Source organism: Paraburkholderia fungorum (assembly GCF_046026025.1).
Taxonomy (GTDB): Bacteria; Pseudomonadota; Gammaproteobacteria; order Burkholderiales; family Burkholderiaceae; genus Paraburkholderia; species Paraburkholderia fungorum_E.
Map to the genome: position 1 here is coordinate 162,518 of NZ_JAQQFL010000008.1, position 16,181 is coordinate 178,698.

A 16,181-nucleotide genomic window follows, 5' to 3' on the forward strand; every position below is an offset into this window, starting at 1 on the left:
ATGCAAGTGGTCGTACCAGTTTTTGACTGGATGGTTTCTGGGTAGATGTCGCGAGTACGTTTATACATATAGGACAGGGCGAACAGACGTAACGTCTGCGTGTTAGCATTCTCAAGTGGTCATACCAGTTGGAATTGCAATGCAGACAACAGATCAGGAAGGCTCGCGCCAGGTGGCGGACGTCGTCGCCGAGCGTATCGAACGATTGATCGTCGACGGCGTGCTGAAAACAGGGCAGGCGCTGCCCTCCGAGCGGCGTTTGACCGACAAGCTCGGCGTGTCGCGCACGGCGCTGCGCGAAGGGCTCAAGCTCTTGCGGGCACGCGGCATCATCGAAACCTCCCACGGCAAAGGCTCGTTTGTCGCCAGCCTCACCGCGCAACCCGCGCTCACGCCGATGATGCATCTGCTCGGTTCGCAGCCGCGCACGCTCTACGATCTGTTCGAGGTGCGCGCCTTGCTCGAAGCGGAATCCGCACGCCTGGCGGCGCTGCGCGGCACGCCCGCGGACTTCGTGCTGATCACGCGCCGCTACGAGGACATGCTCGCGGCGCATGGCAAGGAAACCAGCGCGTCCACCCACGCGCGGCTCGATCACGCGTTTCACCTCGCGATTTGCGAGGCCTCGCATAACCCGGTGCTGGTGCATACCTTGAGTACGCTGACCGACCTGCTATTGAGTTCGGTGTTTGCGTCGGTGAACAATCTCTATCACCGCGAGCCGCAAAAACGGGTAATCGATCGTCAACATGCGCGGCTTTACAACGCCGTGACCGGCAAGCTGCCCGAGCAGGCCCGCAAGGCCGCGGCCGATCATATCGCCAGTGTGTGCGCAAACCTACGGGAAATCGAACAGGAAGAGCAGCGGCTCGTGCGCGCCACGCTGCGGCTGGAGGGCTGGGAGTAACCGGCGCGAATGCCGCGCCACGAAGCGGCCTTTACGGCAGCGCGCATACGTGCCGCCGCTTGATAGGCTCTACAATTGCCCACTCACACAAAAAATCGCGTGTCGCCCCACGCATGCACCCCATGCCTACTATCAGCGAGCTTTTCGTCTACCCAATCAAATCGTGTGCCGGCATTGCGCTCAAGGAAGCGCGCCTGCTCGCCACGGGCTTCGAATACGATCGATACTGGATGGTCACCGACCCGAGCGGCGCGATGCTCACGCAGCGCGAGTATCCGCGCCTCGCGCTGATCAAGGCCGAGATCGGCGAACACGAACTCGTGATCAGTGCGCCGGGCATGAGCGTCTTGCGCACGCCGCTCGACGCCGCCGCACTCGGCGCGGCGCCAAGGGTGCAAACCGTGGTCTGGCGCGACGCGGCCTACGGGCTCGACACCGGCGAAGCAAGCGCCGCGTGGTTTTCAGCGTTTCTCGGCGTGCCGGCACGGCTTCTGCGCTTCAACCCCGAGCGCGAGCGGATTGTGGATCCGGAGTACACCGCCAGCGTCGGCGGCGCCACCACGTATTTCGCCGACGGCTTTCCGCTGCTGGTGATCGGCCAGGCCTCGCTCGACGATCTGAATGTGCGCCTGAACAATAAGGGCGCCCCGTCGATTCCGATCGACCGGTTTCGCCCCAACGTCGTCCTGACGGGGCTCGATGCATACGAAGAAGACTATGTCGAGAGTTTGAATGTCGACAGCGTGGAGGGTGAGACCGTGCAGTTGCAACTGGTCAAGCTGTGCGCGCGCTGTCCGATGCCGACCATCGATCAGGCGAAGGGTGCGCCCGATCCCGAGTGGCCCAACGAGCCAACCGACACCATGAGCGCCTACCGGGCGAATCCGCAGCGAAACGGTGCGCTGACGTTCGGCAACAATGCCGTCGTCGCGCGTGGGGCCGGGACGTGGCTGCGTGTCGGGCAAGAAGTCGAAGCGGAATTGGGTTTTGGTGATTGAGCCGGGGTTCAACCGAGGCACGCTGTCCCTGCGGCTGTTCCCTCGGTTGTTCCCGCTAATGCCGGCTGCGCCCGGTCAGCGCGGCGAGGATCACCGGCATTGGTGCCGGCTTGACGAAATGATGATTGAATCCTGAGCGCAACGACTCGATCCGGTCCTCGACGCGTGAGAGGCCCGTCACCGCGACCAGCGTGGGCGGTGGCGTGTCGGCCACGCGGCGAATGCGCCGGGCGACCGCGCGCCCATCGAGACGCGGCATTTCGACGTCGAGCAGTGCGGCTCGCGGATGCCACGCGCAATACTGCGCGAACGCGTCGAGACCGTTGCGCGCGGTGCGGATGTCGAAACCATGCGCGCTGAAAAACAGCACGTAGGCGGCCAGCAGATTCGGGTCGTCGTCGGCGATCAGCAGGCGTGCGGCATCGTCAGTGCACATCCGGTTTCTCCAGGTTGGTACCTGATGTTGAGCAATTTGAAGTCCCGCTGAAATCGGGACTCAAAAGATGTTTTCTTCGGTCATTCCGGCAAGTTGTCCGACGCCACCGTCGATGAAAATTACCGCTTGCGGATAAAAAAGCGCGAATCGCAGGGGATATCGAGGCGGTCCGCCGCATCGAGACGCTGTTCACCAAGCCCATCACACACGTCCCGCAGCGCAGATCTACACACTGGGAAGTTATATTTCCGCCGGACTGCCAAAGCCGCCACCCGCACGTGCACAGTGCTGCGTCGCACCATCCCTGTGCCTGGCTGCATCAAATCGTGACGCGCGCGCGTCTCGCCGCACCCCCGTGTTATTCACCTCGAAGGCCCGCTACGCGGCGCTGTAGCCCGTATTTCACACGCTTGGCACGGGCTTTGCGTTAAGCCTTGCCACCGGATCAACGTGGATCCGGCGCGAGCGCAACAACAGGGCACTCGCTGCAACACAGGTCAGGACAACGGCGTCCCCCGAATTCAGTCATCGACTGGGTTCGCGGGACGCCGTTTTTATTTCCGGAATCGCTTTCGCCCGATGTCGCGCGTTGGCGACCGAAGTACAGCAAGCCCAGCACACTGAGGAATCGCGGTCATGAAAATCATCGTTATCGGTCACGGGATGGTCGGCCACAAACTGGTCGAATGCCTGGCGCAAGACGCGGCGCATGGCCTCGATATCACGGTGCTGTGCGAAGAATCCCGACCCGCGTACGACCGCGTGCACCTGTCCGAATTCTTCTCGGGCAAAACGGCGGACGACCTGTCGCTCGTCGAACCGGGTTTCTTCGAACGCCAGAACGTCTTGCTGAAGCTGAATGCGAAAGCGGTGGCGATCGACCGTGACGCGCGCACGGTGACGGTATCGACCGGCGAGACCTTGCCGTACGACAAGCTGGTGTTCGCTACGGGTTCCTATCCGTTCGTGCCCCCCGTGCAAGGCCGCGAGCGGGCCGACTGCTTCGTCTATCGCACCATCGACGATCTCGAAGCCATGCAGGAATGTGGCGCGCGCTCGAAGACCGGCACGGTGGTCGGCGGCGGCCTGCTCGGTCTCGAATGCGCGAAGGCATTGCGCGACATGGGCTTGCAAACGCACGTGGTCGAGTTCGCGCCGCGCCTGATGGCGGTACAGGTCGACGAAGGCGGCGGCCGCGTGCTGCGTAGCAAGATCGAAGAGCTGGGCCTGACGGTGCACACGCAGAAGAACACCACCGCGATCGTCGACGGCGAGAACGGCACGCATCGCATGCAGTTCGCCGACGGCAGCTTCCTCGACACCGACATGATCGTGTTCTCCGCGGGCATTCGTCCGCGCGACGATCTGGCCCGCGCGAGCGGCCTCGCGCTCGGCGAACGCGGCGGCATCGTGATCGACAACGCGTGCCGCACCAGCGACCCGCACATCTACGCGATCGGCGAGTGTGCGTTGTGGAACGGCCAACTGTTCGGCCTCGTGGCGCCCGGTTATGACATGGCGCGCGCGGTGGCGAAGCAACTGCTCGGCGGCCCGGCGGAATTCGCGGGCGCCGACATGAGCACCAAGCTGAAACTGATGGGCGTGGACGTTGCCAGCATCGGCGACGCGCACGGCAATACGCCGGGCAGCCGCGCCTATCAGTTCAGCGACGAACGCAAGCAGGTCTACAAGAAGCTGGTGGTGTCCGGGTGCGGCAAGTATCTGCTCGGCGGTGTGATGGTGGGCGAGGCGAGCGAATACGGCACGCTGCTGCAGATGATGCTGAACCGGATCGAGTTGCCGGCGTCGCCTGAATTCCTGATTCTGCCATCGTCCGACGGTCAGGCGAAACCGGCGCTCGGCGTCGAGGCATTGCCGGCCGCCGCGCAGATCTGCTCGTGCAACAACGTCTCGAAGGGCGACCTGTGCGCGGCTGTTTGCGCGGGCGCGACCGACATCGGCGCGTTGAAGTGCGCGACCCAGGCCGGCACCTCGTGCGGCGGCTGCGTGCCGCTCGTCACGCAGGTGATGAAAGCGGAGATGAAAAAGCAGGGCCTCGCGGTCAACAATCATCTGTGCGAGCACTTCCCGTATTCGCGCCAGGAGCTGTATCACATCGTACGCGTGGAAGGCGTGCGCAGTTTCGGCGAATTGCTGGCGAAGCACGGACACGGTCTGGGCTGCGATATCTGCAAGCCGGCCGTGGCGAGCATCCTCGCCTCGTGCTGGAACGAATTCGTGCTGAAGAAGGAACACGCTTCGCTGCAGGACACCAACGATTACTACCTCGCCAACATTCAGCGCGACGGCACCTATTCCGTCGTGCCGCGCATGGCGGGTGGCGAAGTGACGCCTGACGGTTTGATCACGGTTGGTCAGGTCGCGAAGAAGTACGGCCTGTACACGAAGATCACCGGTGGTCAGCGGGTCGATCTGTTCGGCGCGCGGGTCGAGCAACTGCCTTTCATCTGGGAAGAACTGATCGCGGCCGGTTTCGAATCGGGCCATGCCTACGGCAAATCGCTGCGCACGGTGAAGTCATGCGTGGGTTCGACGTGGTGCCGCTACGGGGTCGGCGATTCGGTGGGCCTCGCGGTTGAACTCGAGAACCGCTACAAGGGCCTGCGTACCCCGCACAAGATCAAATTCGGCGTGTCGGGCTGCACACGCGAATGCGCGGAGGCGCAAGGCAAGGACGTCGGCATCATCGCGACCGAGAAGGGCTGGAATCTCTACGTCTGCGGCAACGGCGGCATGAAGCCGCGTCATGCCGAACTGCTCGCTTCGGACCTCGATCAGGAAACGCTGGTGCGCTACATCGACCGCTTCCTGATGTTCTACGTGCGTACCGCCGATCGTCTGCAACGCACCAGCGTATGGCGCGACAACCTTGAAGGCGGACTCGATTATCTGAAGGACGTCGTCGTCAACGATCACCTGGGCGTGGCCGCGGAACTCGAAGTGGACATGCAGCAGGTGGTCGACACCTACGAATGCGAATGGAAGAAGGCCGTGACCGATCCTGAAACGCGCAAGCGCTTCCGCCACTTCGTCAACAGTGGCGAGCCGGACAGCAACGTCGCTTTCGTCGAGGAACGCGGCCAGATCCGGCCCGCGACGCTCGACGAGCGGCGCTCGAAACTCGCTTCGATTCCTGTGGTTGTCGAAACCGTCTGATTCTTTTTTTGCGTCATTCACTGAGGACCTGCGCCATGAACCTTGACCGTCTTCCGCTTGCCTGGACAGCGATTTGCCCGATCGACGACATTGTTCCCAACACGGGCGTGTGCGCGCTCGTCAATGGCGAACAGGTGGCGGTATTCCATGTGAACAACGGCGACGGCGACGACGACGCCGTCGTCTATGCGATCGAAAACTACGATCCGGGCTCGCAGGCAGCCGTGCTTTCGCGCGGGCTGATCGGCAATCTCGGTGAGCGCCTTGTCGTTGCCTCGCCGATCTACAAGCATCACTTCGATCTGCGCACCGGCGAGTGCCTCGAAACACCGGCCTATTCTGTCAGCGCATTCGCCGCGCGGGTGGAAAGCGGGCAGGTGTGGGTCGCGATGTGAGCCGCTGATTTTCTGGTCAACCTTCTCGACGATGCCGCCTGCCATGTCCTCCCGTAGCGTAAAAACAGTGTGCCCCTACTGCGGCGTCGGCTGCGGGATGGTGCTGCACGTCGAGGACGGGCAGGTCGTCAAAATCTCCGGCGACAAGGAGCATCCGGCGAACTTCGGGCGGCTCTGCACCAAGGGCCAGTCGGCGCACGTCGCGTTGCGCAAGTCGGGGCGTCTGGAAGGCGCATTCGTGCGTCATGCCCGCGGCCAGGACCCGACACCGCTGCCGATGGCGCAGGCGATCAGTGACACGGCAGCGCGTCTGCGTGGCCTGCTCGATGCGCACGGACCGGACGCGCTGTCGTTCTATGTGTCCGGGCAGATGTCAATCGAGGCGCAGTACCTCGTCAACAAGCTCGCCAAGGGGTTTGTCGGGACCAACAACATCGAATCGAATTCGCGTCTTTGCATGGCGAGCGCGGGCAGCGGTTACAAGCTCTCGCTTGGCGCGGACGGCCCGCCGGGGTCGTACGAAGACATCGATCATGCCGACCTGTTCTTCGTGATCGGCGCGAATATGGCCGACTGTCATCCGATTCTGTTCCTGCGGATGATGGATCGCGTGAAGGCAGGGGCGAAACTGATCGTGGTCGACCCGCGCCGCAATACGACCGGGGACAAGGCCGATCTCTTTCTGCCGATCAAGCCGGGCACCGACCTGGCCTTGCTCAATGGCCTGCTGCATCTGCTGCATGAAAACGGCCATACGGATGCGGCTTTTATCGCTGACGCCACCCAGGGCTGGGACACGATGCCCGCTTTCCTCGCGGACTACACGCCCGAGAAAGTCGCGGAGATCACGGGGCTCGCCGCCGAGGACATCCGTCAGGCCGCGCACATGATTGGCGCAGCGCCGGAGTGGATGAGCTGCTGGACCATGGGTCTCAATCAGAGCACGCATGGCACATGGCACACGAACGCGATTTGCAATCTGCATCTGGCGACGGGCAAGATTTGCCGCCGTGGCAGCGGACCGTTCTCGCTGACCGGTCAGCCCAATGCGATGGGCGGCCGTGAAATGGGCTATATGGGACCCGGTTTGCCGGGGCAGCGTTCGGTGCTGGTCGAAGAAGACCGCGTGTTTATCGAAGACCTGTGGGGCATTCCAAAGGGTACGTTGAAAACGGCGCTCGGCAACGGCACGATCGATATGTTCAGCCGCATGGCCGCGGGCGAGATCAAGGCGTGTTGGATTATCTGCACGAATCCGGTGGCGAGCGTCGCGAACCGTCAGAACGTTATCGCCGGATTGCGCGCGGCCGAGCTCGTGATCTCGCAGGACGCGTTCCTCGATACCGAGACCAACCGTTACGCCGATGTGCTCTTGCCCGGTGCGCTATGGGCCGAAGCCGAAGGCGTGATGATCAACTCCGAGCGCAATCTGACGTTGATGCAAAAGGGCATCGAGCCGCCCGGCGCCGCGCTGCCGGACTGGCAGATCATTGCGCGTGTAGCGTGCGAAATGGGATTTGCCGATGCGTTTACCTACGGTAGCGCCGAAGAGATTTTCGCGGAAATCACGCGCGTGTCGAATCCGAAAACCGGCTACGACTTGCGCGGCGCAAGCCACGGCCGGCTGAAGGACACGCCGCTGCAATGGCCGCTGGCTTCCAGCGATGGCGCCGAGCGCAACCCGGTTCGTTATCTGAACGACGGCGTTAGCCAGACGCTGAAGGAAGCGCCCGACGGCAGCCGCCCACGGCTGGTGTTCCCGACCGCGAGCGGCAAGGCCGTGTTCTTCGCCCGCGCCTTCGCAGCCCCGGCCGAATTGCCGGATCGGGAATTTCCGGTCGTGCTGAATACGGGCCGTTTGCAGCATCAATGGCACACCATGACCAAGACCGGCAAGGTGGCGATGCTCAACAAGCTGAATCCGGGCCCGTTCGTCGAGATTCATCCGGAAGACGCGGCCACACTCGGCATCAAGGCCCGCGATCCGGTCGAGATCCGTTCACGGCGTGGGCGGGCCGTGCTGCCTGCCGTCGTCACCGAGCGCGTGCAGGCAGGCAACTGCTTTGCGCCCATGCACTGGAACGACGTCTTCGGCGAGGACCTGTGTATCAACGCCGTCACGAGCGATGCAATCGATCCGATCTCGCAGCAGCCCGAACTCAAGTTCTGCGCGGTCGCGCTGAGCCCCGTTGCGGCCGATGCCATCGAGCCGGTTTCGAACGCGGATGACGAGACGCTCACCGAGTCGCTCACCGAAACGTTCACCGACGCGCTTGCCACCGGAATCGACGCAGCGACAGCAAACGCTCTATCGGCGGACACCGAGGAACTGGACATGCCCCGCATCAACGCACTGACTAGCCTGTTGCAGCTTCCACCGACACCCGCGCCGTCGCTCACGGAAACCGAGCGGGCCTATCTGGCTGGTTTCGTCAGTGGCCTGCGCTCGGCAGAAGCACAGAACATCGACAGCGTGCCGGTTCTCCCGGCTGGCGCACCGGTGGATCCGGCGAACCGCCTGTATGTGGACGGTTTGCTGGCCGGACTTTATAGCCGCAGCGGAACCCATGCGGCCGTGCCCGCAGGTGTGCTTGCCGCGCCGCATGCCGACGCGGCGCATGCATCCGGTGTGCGTATCTTGCGCGTGCGCCCCAAAGTGACCTTGCTGTGGGCCTCGCAAACCGGCAACACGGAATCGCTGACCGAGCGTTATGCCACGCGTCTGATGGAGTCCGGCTTCGAAATCCGCACGTCATGCATGGCGGACTACCAGGTTTCGGCGCTGGCGAAAGCGCAATACGTGCTGCTGATGTCGAGCACCTTCGGCGACGGCGATCCGCCCGATAACGCGCAAAGTTTCTGGTCGCATCTCGCCAGCGACGCAGCGCCTCGCCTCGACGGTTTGCGCTACGCGGTACTCGCGCTGGGAGACCGCAACTACGATCAGTTTTGTGGCCACGGCCGCCGTCTGGATGACCGTTTCGCCGCGCAAGGCGCGCTGCGGTTGATGGATCGCGTTGACTGTGACAGCGAGTATCAGGAGCACGCCGACGCATGGCTCGAAAGCATCATCGTGCGCATCAAGGAAGAAGATGCGGCGCTGCATGCGGTGCCGCCGGGCGGCATGATCAACGCCGTGGTGCCTGGCGCCGTGCCGACCAAGACGCGGCCGGCCGCATCGCGGCTCGTCAGGAATCTGCAATTGAACAAGCAGGGCGCGGCTAAAGACACGCGTTACTTCTCGTTGAACACGCGCGACTCGGGTCTCGAGTACGAGGCCGGCGATGCGCTGGGCGTATGGCCGAGCAATTGCCCTGAACTGGTCGACGAGTTGATCAGCCTGAGTGGCTTGACTGCCGACGCGGCGGTCAACGTCAACGTGTCCGGTGCGGGTGAAATGCAGCTCGCCGACGCGCTTGCCAGGCACTACGAAATCGCGCGCCCCAGCCCAGAAGCGCTCGCGTTCATTGCCGCACGCAGTAGCAACGGCGCACTGCGCGATCTGCTCTCCGCCGAGCGCAAAGCCGACCTCAAACAATGGCTGTGGGGCCAACAGCTCGCCGACGTACTCCACGAATTTCCCGTCAAGCTGACGGCAACCGAATTGACCGGCATGCTCAAGCGCCTGCAACCGCGTCTGTATTCGATTGCTTCGAGCCCGAAGGCGCACCCCGGCGAAGTCCATCTGACGGTTGCCGCGGTTCGGTACAGCAATGGCCGCCGCCATCGCAAGGGCGTCTCGTCGACGTTCCTGGCCGACCGTGCAGGCGACGTCAATGTGCCCGTGTTCGTGCAGAAATCCGCACACTTTCGGCCTCCTCATGTTTCCGGCACACCGATCATCATGGTCGGACCAGGCACTGGCGTTGCACCGTTTCGCGGTTTCCTGCACGAACGGCGTGCACGCGGTGACAAGGGGCGCAATTGGCTGTTTTTCGGCGAGCAACACGCAGCCACTGATTTTTACTATCGCGACGAACTTGAAGCGATGCGGGACAGCGGTGTGCTGACCCGGCTCGACGTGGCTTTCTCGCGCGATCAAACGGAAAAAATCTACGTGCAGGACCGCATGCGCGAGCAGGGTGCGCAACTGTGGGCATGGCTCGAAGACGGTGCGCATTTCTACGTCTGCGGTGACGCAAACCGGATGGCACGAGACGTCGATGCGGCGCTCAAGCAGGTGGTCGCCCAGCACGGTGGCATGAGCGAAGAAAGAGCCGGCGAGTATGTGAGCCATTTAGCGCAGGAAAAGCGCTACGTACGCGACGTTTATTGATTTTTTGCGCGACTGGCACAGGCGCGGCATCACGATTTCAGAGAGTCGAAGTACAGGAGCACGGATGGCATGAAGGTTGCATATTCAGACCGGAATTCAACGTCATGACCACTCCGGTGCACAGTGCACGAGCGCAATGAATCGGCGCGACGCACCAGGTTAGAAAACAGTCAGTCTATTTGAGGATGCCTAATGAAAAACGTGATGAGCTCATTAAAGAGTGGAGATTGGCGCGCACTGGTGGCGTGTTTTCTCTACTTCGACACCGGCTTCACTGTCTGGGTGCTATACGGGCCGCTCGCGCCGTTCATCAGCAAGAGCGTTGCAATGACGCCTGCGCAGCAAGGTTTGCTGGTCGCCGTACCGGTGCTGTCGGCGGCAATCCTGCGCGTGACGCTCGGTAACCTCTATCAATCGGCGCATGGCAAACGCATTGCGCTGATGGGCGTGTTGCTGTCGGCGGTGCCGACCATCGTGTTGCCGTTGTTGCCGTTCGTGCCGTCGTACACCTTGCTGCTGGTGCTCGGCGTGTTCCTCGGCGTGGGCGGTGCGAGTTTCGCGGTGGCGTTGCCAATGGCGGGCAGCAACTATCCGCCGAAAGTACAGGGCCTGGTGCTGGGCCTTGCCGCCGCGGGCAACATCGGCGCGGTGCTCGACGGCTTCCTGTTTCCGCAACTGGCCGCCCATTACGGATGGCAAATGGCGACTGCCGGTGCGCTGCCGCTGCTCGCCATCGCTGCGATCACGCTGTACTTCTGGGCGAACGATTCCGGCATCAAATCGGGCAGCGTGCTACGCGCGTTCGGCAGCTTCTCGGTCACGCTCGTCGGGTTGATCGTGCTGGTGCTGCTGGTCGAAGCGGGCATGTTCGGTTCGGGCAAGACCGGTGTGCTGCTGTTGCCGGTGATCGGCGCGTTGCTGGCGATTGCCGTGCTGCCCAGTAAATATCGCGCGGTGCTGGCCGAGCGCGATACGTGGGTGATCATGCTGGTGTACAGCATCACGTTCGGCGGGTTTGTCGGCATGTCGTCGTATGTTTCGCTGCTGCTGACCAACCTGTATCAGTTGTCGAAGATCGACGCGGGGCTGTTCATGGCATTGCTTGCCGCAACCGGCGCGATCGTGCGGCCGTTGGGCGGTTTGATTGCCGATAAGGTGTCCGGCGTGCGCGCCTTGACCATCCTGCTCGCGATCATTTCGCTGTGCGATTTTGTTTTCGCCGCGGCAATGCCTTCGATTGTGGGCGGCATTGCGCTGCTGCTGTGCCTGTACGTGGCCTTCGGTCTGGGTAACGGCGCGACCTTCCAACTGGTGCCGCATCGCTGGGCGGGCCGCACCGGGTTGATGTCGGGTATCGTCGGCGCTGCGGGAGGCATTGGTGGCTTCTATCTGCCGGTGGTGATGGGCATTGCGAAGGAAAGCACGGGCAGCTATCAGATGGGCTTCGCGACCTTCGGCGCGCTGGCGGCTTGCGCGTTCGTTGCGATCGTTGCGCTGCGCCGTCCGTGGATGGCGTGGTCCATGCACACCAGTGTGATTCACGCGCACGCAACGGAGTAATGCAACTCATGCACCAGGGCGTGCGCGTCGCCACGCAGGGTGTCGTGGTGATGCGCGCGCTCCCGCGCTATGCGCCGGTTATTTCCATCGTGCCCGCGGCGAGAATGGCGGGCACTCGTGCCGCAAGTTCATCGATTGCGACCCGCATCCTCGACGGCAGATGCCGCGTCTGTTGCCAGGCCAGATGAAGCTCGATGCGCGGTCCAGGCAACTCGGGCAGCACCTTGACCAGCGCGCCGCTATTGAGCGCGTCGGCGATCAGCCAGCACGGCACACGTGCGATACCCGCACCGGCGACGGTGGCCGCGAGAATGGTCTCGAGGTCGTCCAGACGTAGCCGATGCCGGGCCACCACGCTCTGCCATGCGCCGTTTTCATCCGGCAGCGGCCACGCTGCTTCTTGCCGCCCGGTCACATAGAAGATGCCCTCATGGGCGGCGAGGTCGGCGACCGTGCGTGGCGTGCCGTGTTTCGCCAGGTAGGCGGGCGCCGCGCATAGCGTCATGATCTGCTCGCCAAGCCGGCGCGCCACCAATCCCGCCGGCGCGCCGCGCAGGTGTCCGCTTCGCACGACCAGATCGATTCCTTCTTCGACCAGATCGGTAACCCGGTCGGTGAAACTGATCTGCAACTCCAGTTGCGGATATCGCTGCGTCAACTCCAGCAGAATCGGTGCAACACAGCGCCGCCCGAACAACACGGGCACGCTCACATGCAAGCGCCCCTGTGGATCGCGGCGCCCTGCGTGCAGGGTGGCTTCGCCGGCTTCGAGTTCGGCCAGCGCGCGCACGCAGCGCTCGTAGAACGCATGGCCGTCTTCGGTCAGGCTCTGGCTGCGCGTGGTGCGGTGAAAGAGCCGTGTGCCGAGCTGGTCCTCCAGACGTGCGATGGTCTTGCCGACCGCCGAGCGTGACAGGTGCATGCGCTCGGCGGCGAGCGCAAAGCTGCCGGCCTCCGCCGCATTCACAAAGGCGGCGATGCCGCTCAGACGGTCTCTCATCGAAGATTCTCCCTGCTGGCTCACCACAACAATTGGCGAATAAAACGCTACAAGATAGCGAATATTCTCCGCCACTGTAGCGTGTTTCGAAACCGTAGACTTTTTGCCATCAGTAACGAACAGGCGGGAGCCGACATGCAAACGATGGGCAAATGGGTTTTTCGGGAAGCGGGCGTGCAGCATCTGAAACTGGAAGAAACGGCTGTGCCTACGCCCGGCGCGGGGGAGATCGTCGTGCGCGTGGCGGCGGTTGCGTTGAATTACCGCGATCTGGGCTTCATTAACGGCGGCCAATCGGGCACGACGCTGACGCTGCCGGCTACGCCGGGTTCTGATCTGGCCGGCGTCGTGGTGGCCACGGGCGCAGGCGTGACGCGGTTCAGCGAAGGCGACGACGTGCTCGGTACGTTCTGGGCGGGGTGGATCGACGGCGAATGGCCGCCTGAGGCACGCGTGCTCGGTGGCTCCTTGCCCGGCGTGCTGGCGCAGTACATCGTGTTGAATGAAGCCTGGGCGGTGCGCGCGCCGCGCACGCTGAGCGCGATCGAAGCCAGCACGCTGCCATGTGCCGGGCTCACCGCGTGGTTCGCGCTGGTCGAGAAGGGCGCTGTGCACGCCGGGCAAACGGTGCTGATGCAAGGCACCGGCGGCGTGGCGCTGTTCGGTGTACAACTCGCCCGGGCCCACGGCGCACAGGTCATCGTGACGTCGAGTAGCGCCGCCAAGCTGCGGCGCGTGCGCGAACTCGGTGCGACGCATGGTATCGACCGCACCGGGACGCCCGATTGGGATCGTGTTGCGCGCGAGATGACGGGCGGAGGTGGCGTCGATCACGTATTCGAACTGGCGGGCGGCGATAACCTCGGCGCCTCGTTGCGTGCGCTGCGTCAGGGCGGCCGCATTTCGCTGATCGGCACGCTCGACGGCTACAACATGTCACTGCCGAGTATTCCGTCGTTCATCGGCCGGCCGACGATCCAGGGCATCGGCGTTGGACATCGGCGCGCACTCGACGATCTGGTGCGCGCGGTCGATATGCTCGATCTCAAGCCCGTTGTCGATACGGTCTACGCATTCGACGAGTTGCCGGCGGCGCTGGCGCATCTCGAACGCGGTGCGTTCGGCAAAGTGGTGGTCGAGGTCGGTGCCTGAGGCGGGAGCGTTTGCCGTGGGCCGGAAAATAAGCAGGCAAATACTTGCATGTTGTGTGTGGCGTGCCTAATATGCAGTCAGGAGGCTGCATATGAACATCTCTTCAGACGCAACGAAAAACTCAGCGAAAGACGCATCGACCGATCGCATCGAAAAACAGATTCTGCTGAAGGCGCCGCGCTCACGCGTGTGGCGCGCGGTGTCGAACGCCGAGGAATTCGGCAAATGGTTTTGCGTGGATTTTACCGGCAAGCGGTTTGTGGCCGGTCAGTCCATTCAAGGCAACATCACCTATCCGGGTTATGAGCACCTTGTGATGGACGTGCTGGTGGAGAGGGTCGAAGCGGAACATCATCTGTCGTTTCGCTGGCATCCGGCCGCGGTGGACGTAACGGTCGATTACTCGCCGGAGCCCACCACGCTGGTCGTATTCGAGTTGAACGAGGTCGATTCGGGCACGTTGTTGCGTGTGAGCGAATCGGGTTTTGACCGGATTCCCGCCGCGCGCCGCGCGGAAGCGTTCCGCATGAATAGCGGCGGCTGGGAAGAGCAGATGATCAACATCGAAAAATATGTCGCCAAGGCTTAAGCTGTCCAACAAGCCGCCCAGTGCCAAACCCGCTGCCGGTCATGCACGTGTAAAAGCCGCCATGCTGCGAAGCTCCGCGCAGATTTTTGCGGCGCTCGGCGACGAAACACGTCTGCGTCTGATCGCCGTGTTGTGCGCGGGCAGTGCGATGTCGATTGCACAGTTGACCGCCGGAACGGAAATGACACGGCAGTCGGTCACGCAGCATTTACAGGTGCTGGCCAACGCGGGCCTGGTACGCGACGTCAAGGCAGGCCGTGAACGCTTATGGGCGTTCGAGCCAGCCCACCTGGACGAAGCGCGGCGCGCGCTCGAAGCGATTTCGCAGCAGTGGGACCAGGCGTTGTTGCGATTGAAGGCGCTGCTTGCCAACCCTTAGAACTTGTGGCGCAACGCGACCCGCACGGCGAGCTGATTGCCCGTCGACGAAGGCGCCTGCACGCCCGGAATAAACGCGTTGTCGAGAATCGAGTTCGTCGAGCTGCCCGCGACCTTCTGGTATTCGCCCTGCACGTAAACGTCGGTGCGGTTCGTCAGGTTGTAATCCGCCATCAAACCGACCGAGTGAATTTTCGGCTTCACGCTGCCGGTCGACGCATCGTAGTTCTCCATCGTGTACACATACTGCGCGCCGATAAAGAAGGCCGGCGTGAACTGGTATTTGCCGTTCACTTCGAAATTCTGGTACTTCAGCGTATTCAACCGGACGCCGGATGCCGCCAGCGGAATGCCGATATAGCCGTTGCCCGTCGGATCCTGATAGTTTGAGTTGGTGTAGGCAAAACCCGCGGTCGCCGCACCGACCGTGTAGTTGATGCCGGCGCCGAACACCCGCATGCGCCCGGCGATAAAGCTCGCGTCGTTCGCCGTGATCGCGCCGGTGGAACCCGCGCCCGGATTGTTTGCCTGCAGGTACGCAGCGGCAATCAGCAGCCCGCCGTTCGCATACTGGCCGCCAAAGCTGTAGGCGCGGTTGTTCGCGAAGTTCGTGTCGTTGCTGAAGCTGTACACGCCGCCGAACTGAAAGCCCGCGATCTCCGGGCTCGCGTACTTCACGCTGTTGCCGAGGCGGAACGAGTTGTCCGTATTGTCGTTGTCGTACGGATGAGCAAACAGGTAGCCGGCCCAGTTGCCGTTGGCTGTGGTCTGCGCGAGGTAGTCGACCACCGAGTCGTACTGGCGTCCGAGCGTGACTGTACCGAGGCGGCTATCGCTCAAGCCCACATAAGCCTGGCGGCCGAACATGCGGCCGCCCTGGCCGAGCCGTCCGGAGCTCACGTCGAAGCCGTTTTCCAACTGGAACACCGCCTTCATGCCGCCGCCCAGATCTTCCGACCCCTTCAGCCCCCAGCGGCTGCCTTGCGCGTAGCCGCTCGCCATTTCCCAGACCGCGCCGCGCCCGGCGTTGTTGGTGTAGTCGATGCCTTCGTCGAGCACGCCGTACAGGGTCACGCTGCTCTGTGCGAAGGCGGACGGGGCCGCCAGCGAGGCGAGCGCGGTGAAAGCGGTGGTGGCGATGAGATTCTTTTTCATTGTGACTGATGAACTCCAGACGTTGGTAATGAGCGGCCGCGATGGTTCAAAACGGGGTTCAAAAGGCGGCTCGAAGGGAGTTCGAACCGCGATCCGACTGGTTTTAAAGGCCACTGCTTTTTGGCAAAGCCCGGATTCTGCTATTCGAGACGGGAATC

Annotated in this window: 12 protein-coding genes; 9 read left to right on the forward strand and 3 right to left on the reverse strand. The window is 62.9% G+C overall.

Annotated elements, in window-relative coordinates:
- The first annotated feature begins 139 nt into the window (after positions 1-139).
- Both glcC and PQR67_RS11815 read left to right on the forward strand, forming a co-directional pair.
- Positions 140-907, forward strand: coding sequence for a transcriptional regulator GlcC (gene glcC, locus PQR67_RS11810; protein ID WP_408458615.1), 768 nt, complete (start codon positions 140-142; stop codon positions 905-907).
- 122 nt (positions 908-1,029) lie between these two features.
- Positions 1,030-1,905, forward strand: coding sequence for an MOSC domain-containing protein (locus PQR67_RS11815; protein ID WP_408458617.1), 876 nt, complete (start codon positions 1,030-1,032; stop codon positions 1,903-1,905).
- A gap of 55 nt (positions 1,906-1,960) precedes the next feature.
- Here the strand turns inward: PQR67_RS11815 and PQR67_RS11820 are convergent, their stop codons facing one another.
- Positions 1,961-2,341 (reverse strand): response regulator, encoded by a 381-nt coding sequence (locus PQR67_RS11820; protein WP_408458619.1) that lies wholly within the window; start codon positions 2,339-2,341, stop codon positions 1,961-1,963.
- Positions 2,342-2,977: 636 nt separating this feature from the next.
- On the opposite strand from PQR67_RS11820, the gene nirB reads away from it, so the two are divergent.
- The 4 genes from nirB to PQR67_RS11840 all read left to right on the forward strand — a co-directional run bounded on the left by nirB (position 2,978) and on the right by PQR67_RS11840 (position 11,749).
- Entirely contained in the window at positions 2,978-5,518 is a 2,541-nt protein-coding gene (gene nirB / locus PQR67_RS11825) for a nitrite reductase large subunit NirB (protein ID WP_408458622.1), read from the forward strand.
- Positions 5,519-5,553: 35 nt separating this feature from the next.
- A complete protein-coding gene (gene nirD, locus PQR67_RS11830; protein ID WP_408458624.1) occupies positions 5,554-5,913 on the forward strand; it encodes a nitrite reductase small subunit NirD in 360 nt (119 codons plus the stop codon).
- Positions 5,914-5,956: 43 nt separating this feature from the next.
- A complete protein-coding gene (locus PQR67_RS11835) occupies positions 5,957-10,189 on the forward strand; it encodes a bifunctional nitrate reductase/sulfite reductase flavoprotein subunit alpha (RefSeq protein ID WP_408458626.1) in 4,233 nt (1,410 codons plus the stop codon).
- 192 nt (positions 10,190-10,381) lie between these two features.
- The gene (locus PQR67_RS11840) at positions 10,382-11,749 is read left to right on the forward strand and encodes an MFS transporter (protein ID WP_408458629.1); all 1,368 of its coding nucleotides are present in this window, start codon (positions 10,382-10,384) and stop codon (positions 11,747-11,749) included.
- 67 nt (positions 11,750-11,816) lie between these two features.
- Here PQR67_RS11840 and PQR67_RS11845 read toward each other — a convergent pair whose 3' ends face one another.
- Positions 11,817-12,749: a LysR family transcriptional regulator gene (locus PQR67_RS11845; RefSeq protein ID WP_408458631.1), complete on the reverse strand. Its 933-nt coding sequence runs from the start codon at positions 12,747-12,749 to the stop codon at positions 11,817-11,819.
- A gap of 135 nt (positions 12,750-12,884) precedes the next feature.
- Between PQR67_RS11845 and PQR67_RS11850 the strand changes: the two genes are divergently transcribed.
- The 3 genes from PQR67_RS11850 to PQR67_RS11860 all read left to right on the forward strand — a co-directional run bounded on the left by PQR67_RS11850 (position 12,885) and on the right by PQR67_RS11860 (position 14,869).
- On the forward strand, positions 12,885-13,901 hold the full coding sequence (locus PQR67_RS11850) for a zinc-dependent alcohol dehydrogenase family protein (RefSeq protein ID WP_408458634.1): 1,017 nt from the start codon (positions 12,885-12,887) through the stop codon (positions 13,899-13,901).
- Between the two features lie 91 nt (positions 13,902-13,992).
- Entirely contained in the window at positions 13,993-14,490 is a 498-nt protein-coding gene (locus PQR67_RS11855; RefSeq protein WP_408458636.1) for an SRPBCC family protein, read from the forward strand.
- A gap of 61 nt (positions 14,491-14,551) precedes the next feature.
- Positions 14,552-14,869, forward strand: coding sequence for an ArsR/SmtB family transcription factor (locus PQR67_RS11860; protein ID WP_408458639.1), 318 nt, complete (start codon positions 14,552-14,554; stop codon positions 14,867-14,869).
- On the opposite strand, the gene PQR67_RS11865 is transcribed toward PQR67_RS11860, so the two are convergent.
- The gene (locus PQR67_RS11865) at positions 14,866-16,023 is read right to left on the reverse strand and encodes a porin (RefSeq protein WP_408458642.1); all 1,158 of its coding nucleotides are present in this window, start codon (positions 16,021-16,023) and stop codon (positions 14,866-14,868) included. The genes PQR67_RS11860 and PQR67_RS11865 overlap by 4 nt on opposite strands.
- Positions 16,024-16,181: the final 158 nt, after the last annotated feature.

Bases quoted from the DNA above. Each gene is read 5' to 3' on its own strand.
- PQR67_RS11855 (WP_408458636.1), top strand. From the start codon at position 13,993: ATGAACATCTCTTCAGACGCAACGAAAAACTCAGCGAAAGACGCATCG.
- PQR67_RS11850 (WP_408458634.1), top strand. From the start codon at position 12,885: ATGCAAACGATGGGCAAATGGGTTTTTCGGGAAGCGGGCGTGCAGCAT.
- PQR67_RS11820 (WP_408458619.1), bottom strand. From the start codon at position 2,341: ATGTGCACTGACGATGCCGCACGCCTGCTGATCGCCGACGACGACCCG.
- PQR67_RS11865 (WP_408458642.1), bottom strand. From the start codon at position 16,023: ATGAAAAAGAATCTCATCGCCACCACCGCTTTCACCGCGCTCGCCTCG.
- PQR67_RS11840 (WP_408458629.1), top strand. From the start codon at position 10,382: ATGAAAAACGTGATGAGCTCATTAAAGAGTGGAGATTGGCGCGCACTG.
- glcC (WP_408458615.1), top strand. From the start codon at position 140: ATGCAGACAACAGATCAGGAAGGCTCGCGCCAGGTGGCGGACGTCGTC.
- nirB (WP_408458622.1), top strand. From the start codon at position 2,978: ATGAAAATCATCGTTATCGGTCACGGGATGGTCGGCCACAAACTGGTC.
- PQR67_RS11835 (WP_408458626.1), top strand. From the start codon at position 5,957: ATGTCCTCCCGTAGCGTAAAAACAGTGTGCCCCTACTGCGGCGTCGGC.
- PQR67_RS11845 (WP_408458631.1), bottom strand. From the start codon at position 12,749: ATGAGAGACCGTCTGAGCGGCATCGCCGCCTTTGTGAATGCGGCGGAG.
- nirD (WP_408458624.1), top strand. From the start codon at position 5,554: ATGAACCTTGACCGTCTTCCGCTTGCCTGGACAGCGATTTGCCCGATC.
- PQR67_RS11860 (WP_408458639.1), top strand. From the start codon at position 14,552: ATGCTGCGAAGCTCCGCGCAGATTTTTGCGGCGCTCGGCGACGAAACA.
- PQR67_RS11815 (WP_408458617.1), top strand. From the start codon at position 1,030: ATGCCTACTATCAGCGAGCTTTTCGTCTACCCAATCAAATCGTGTGCC.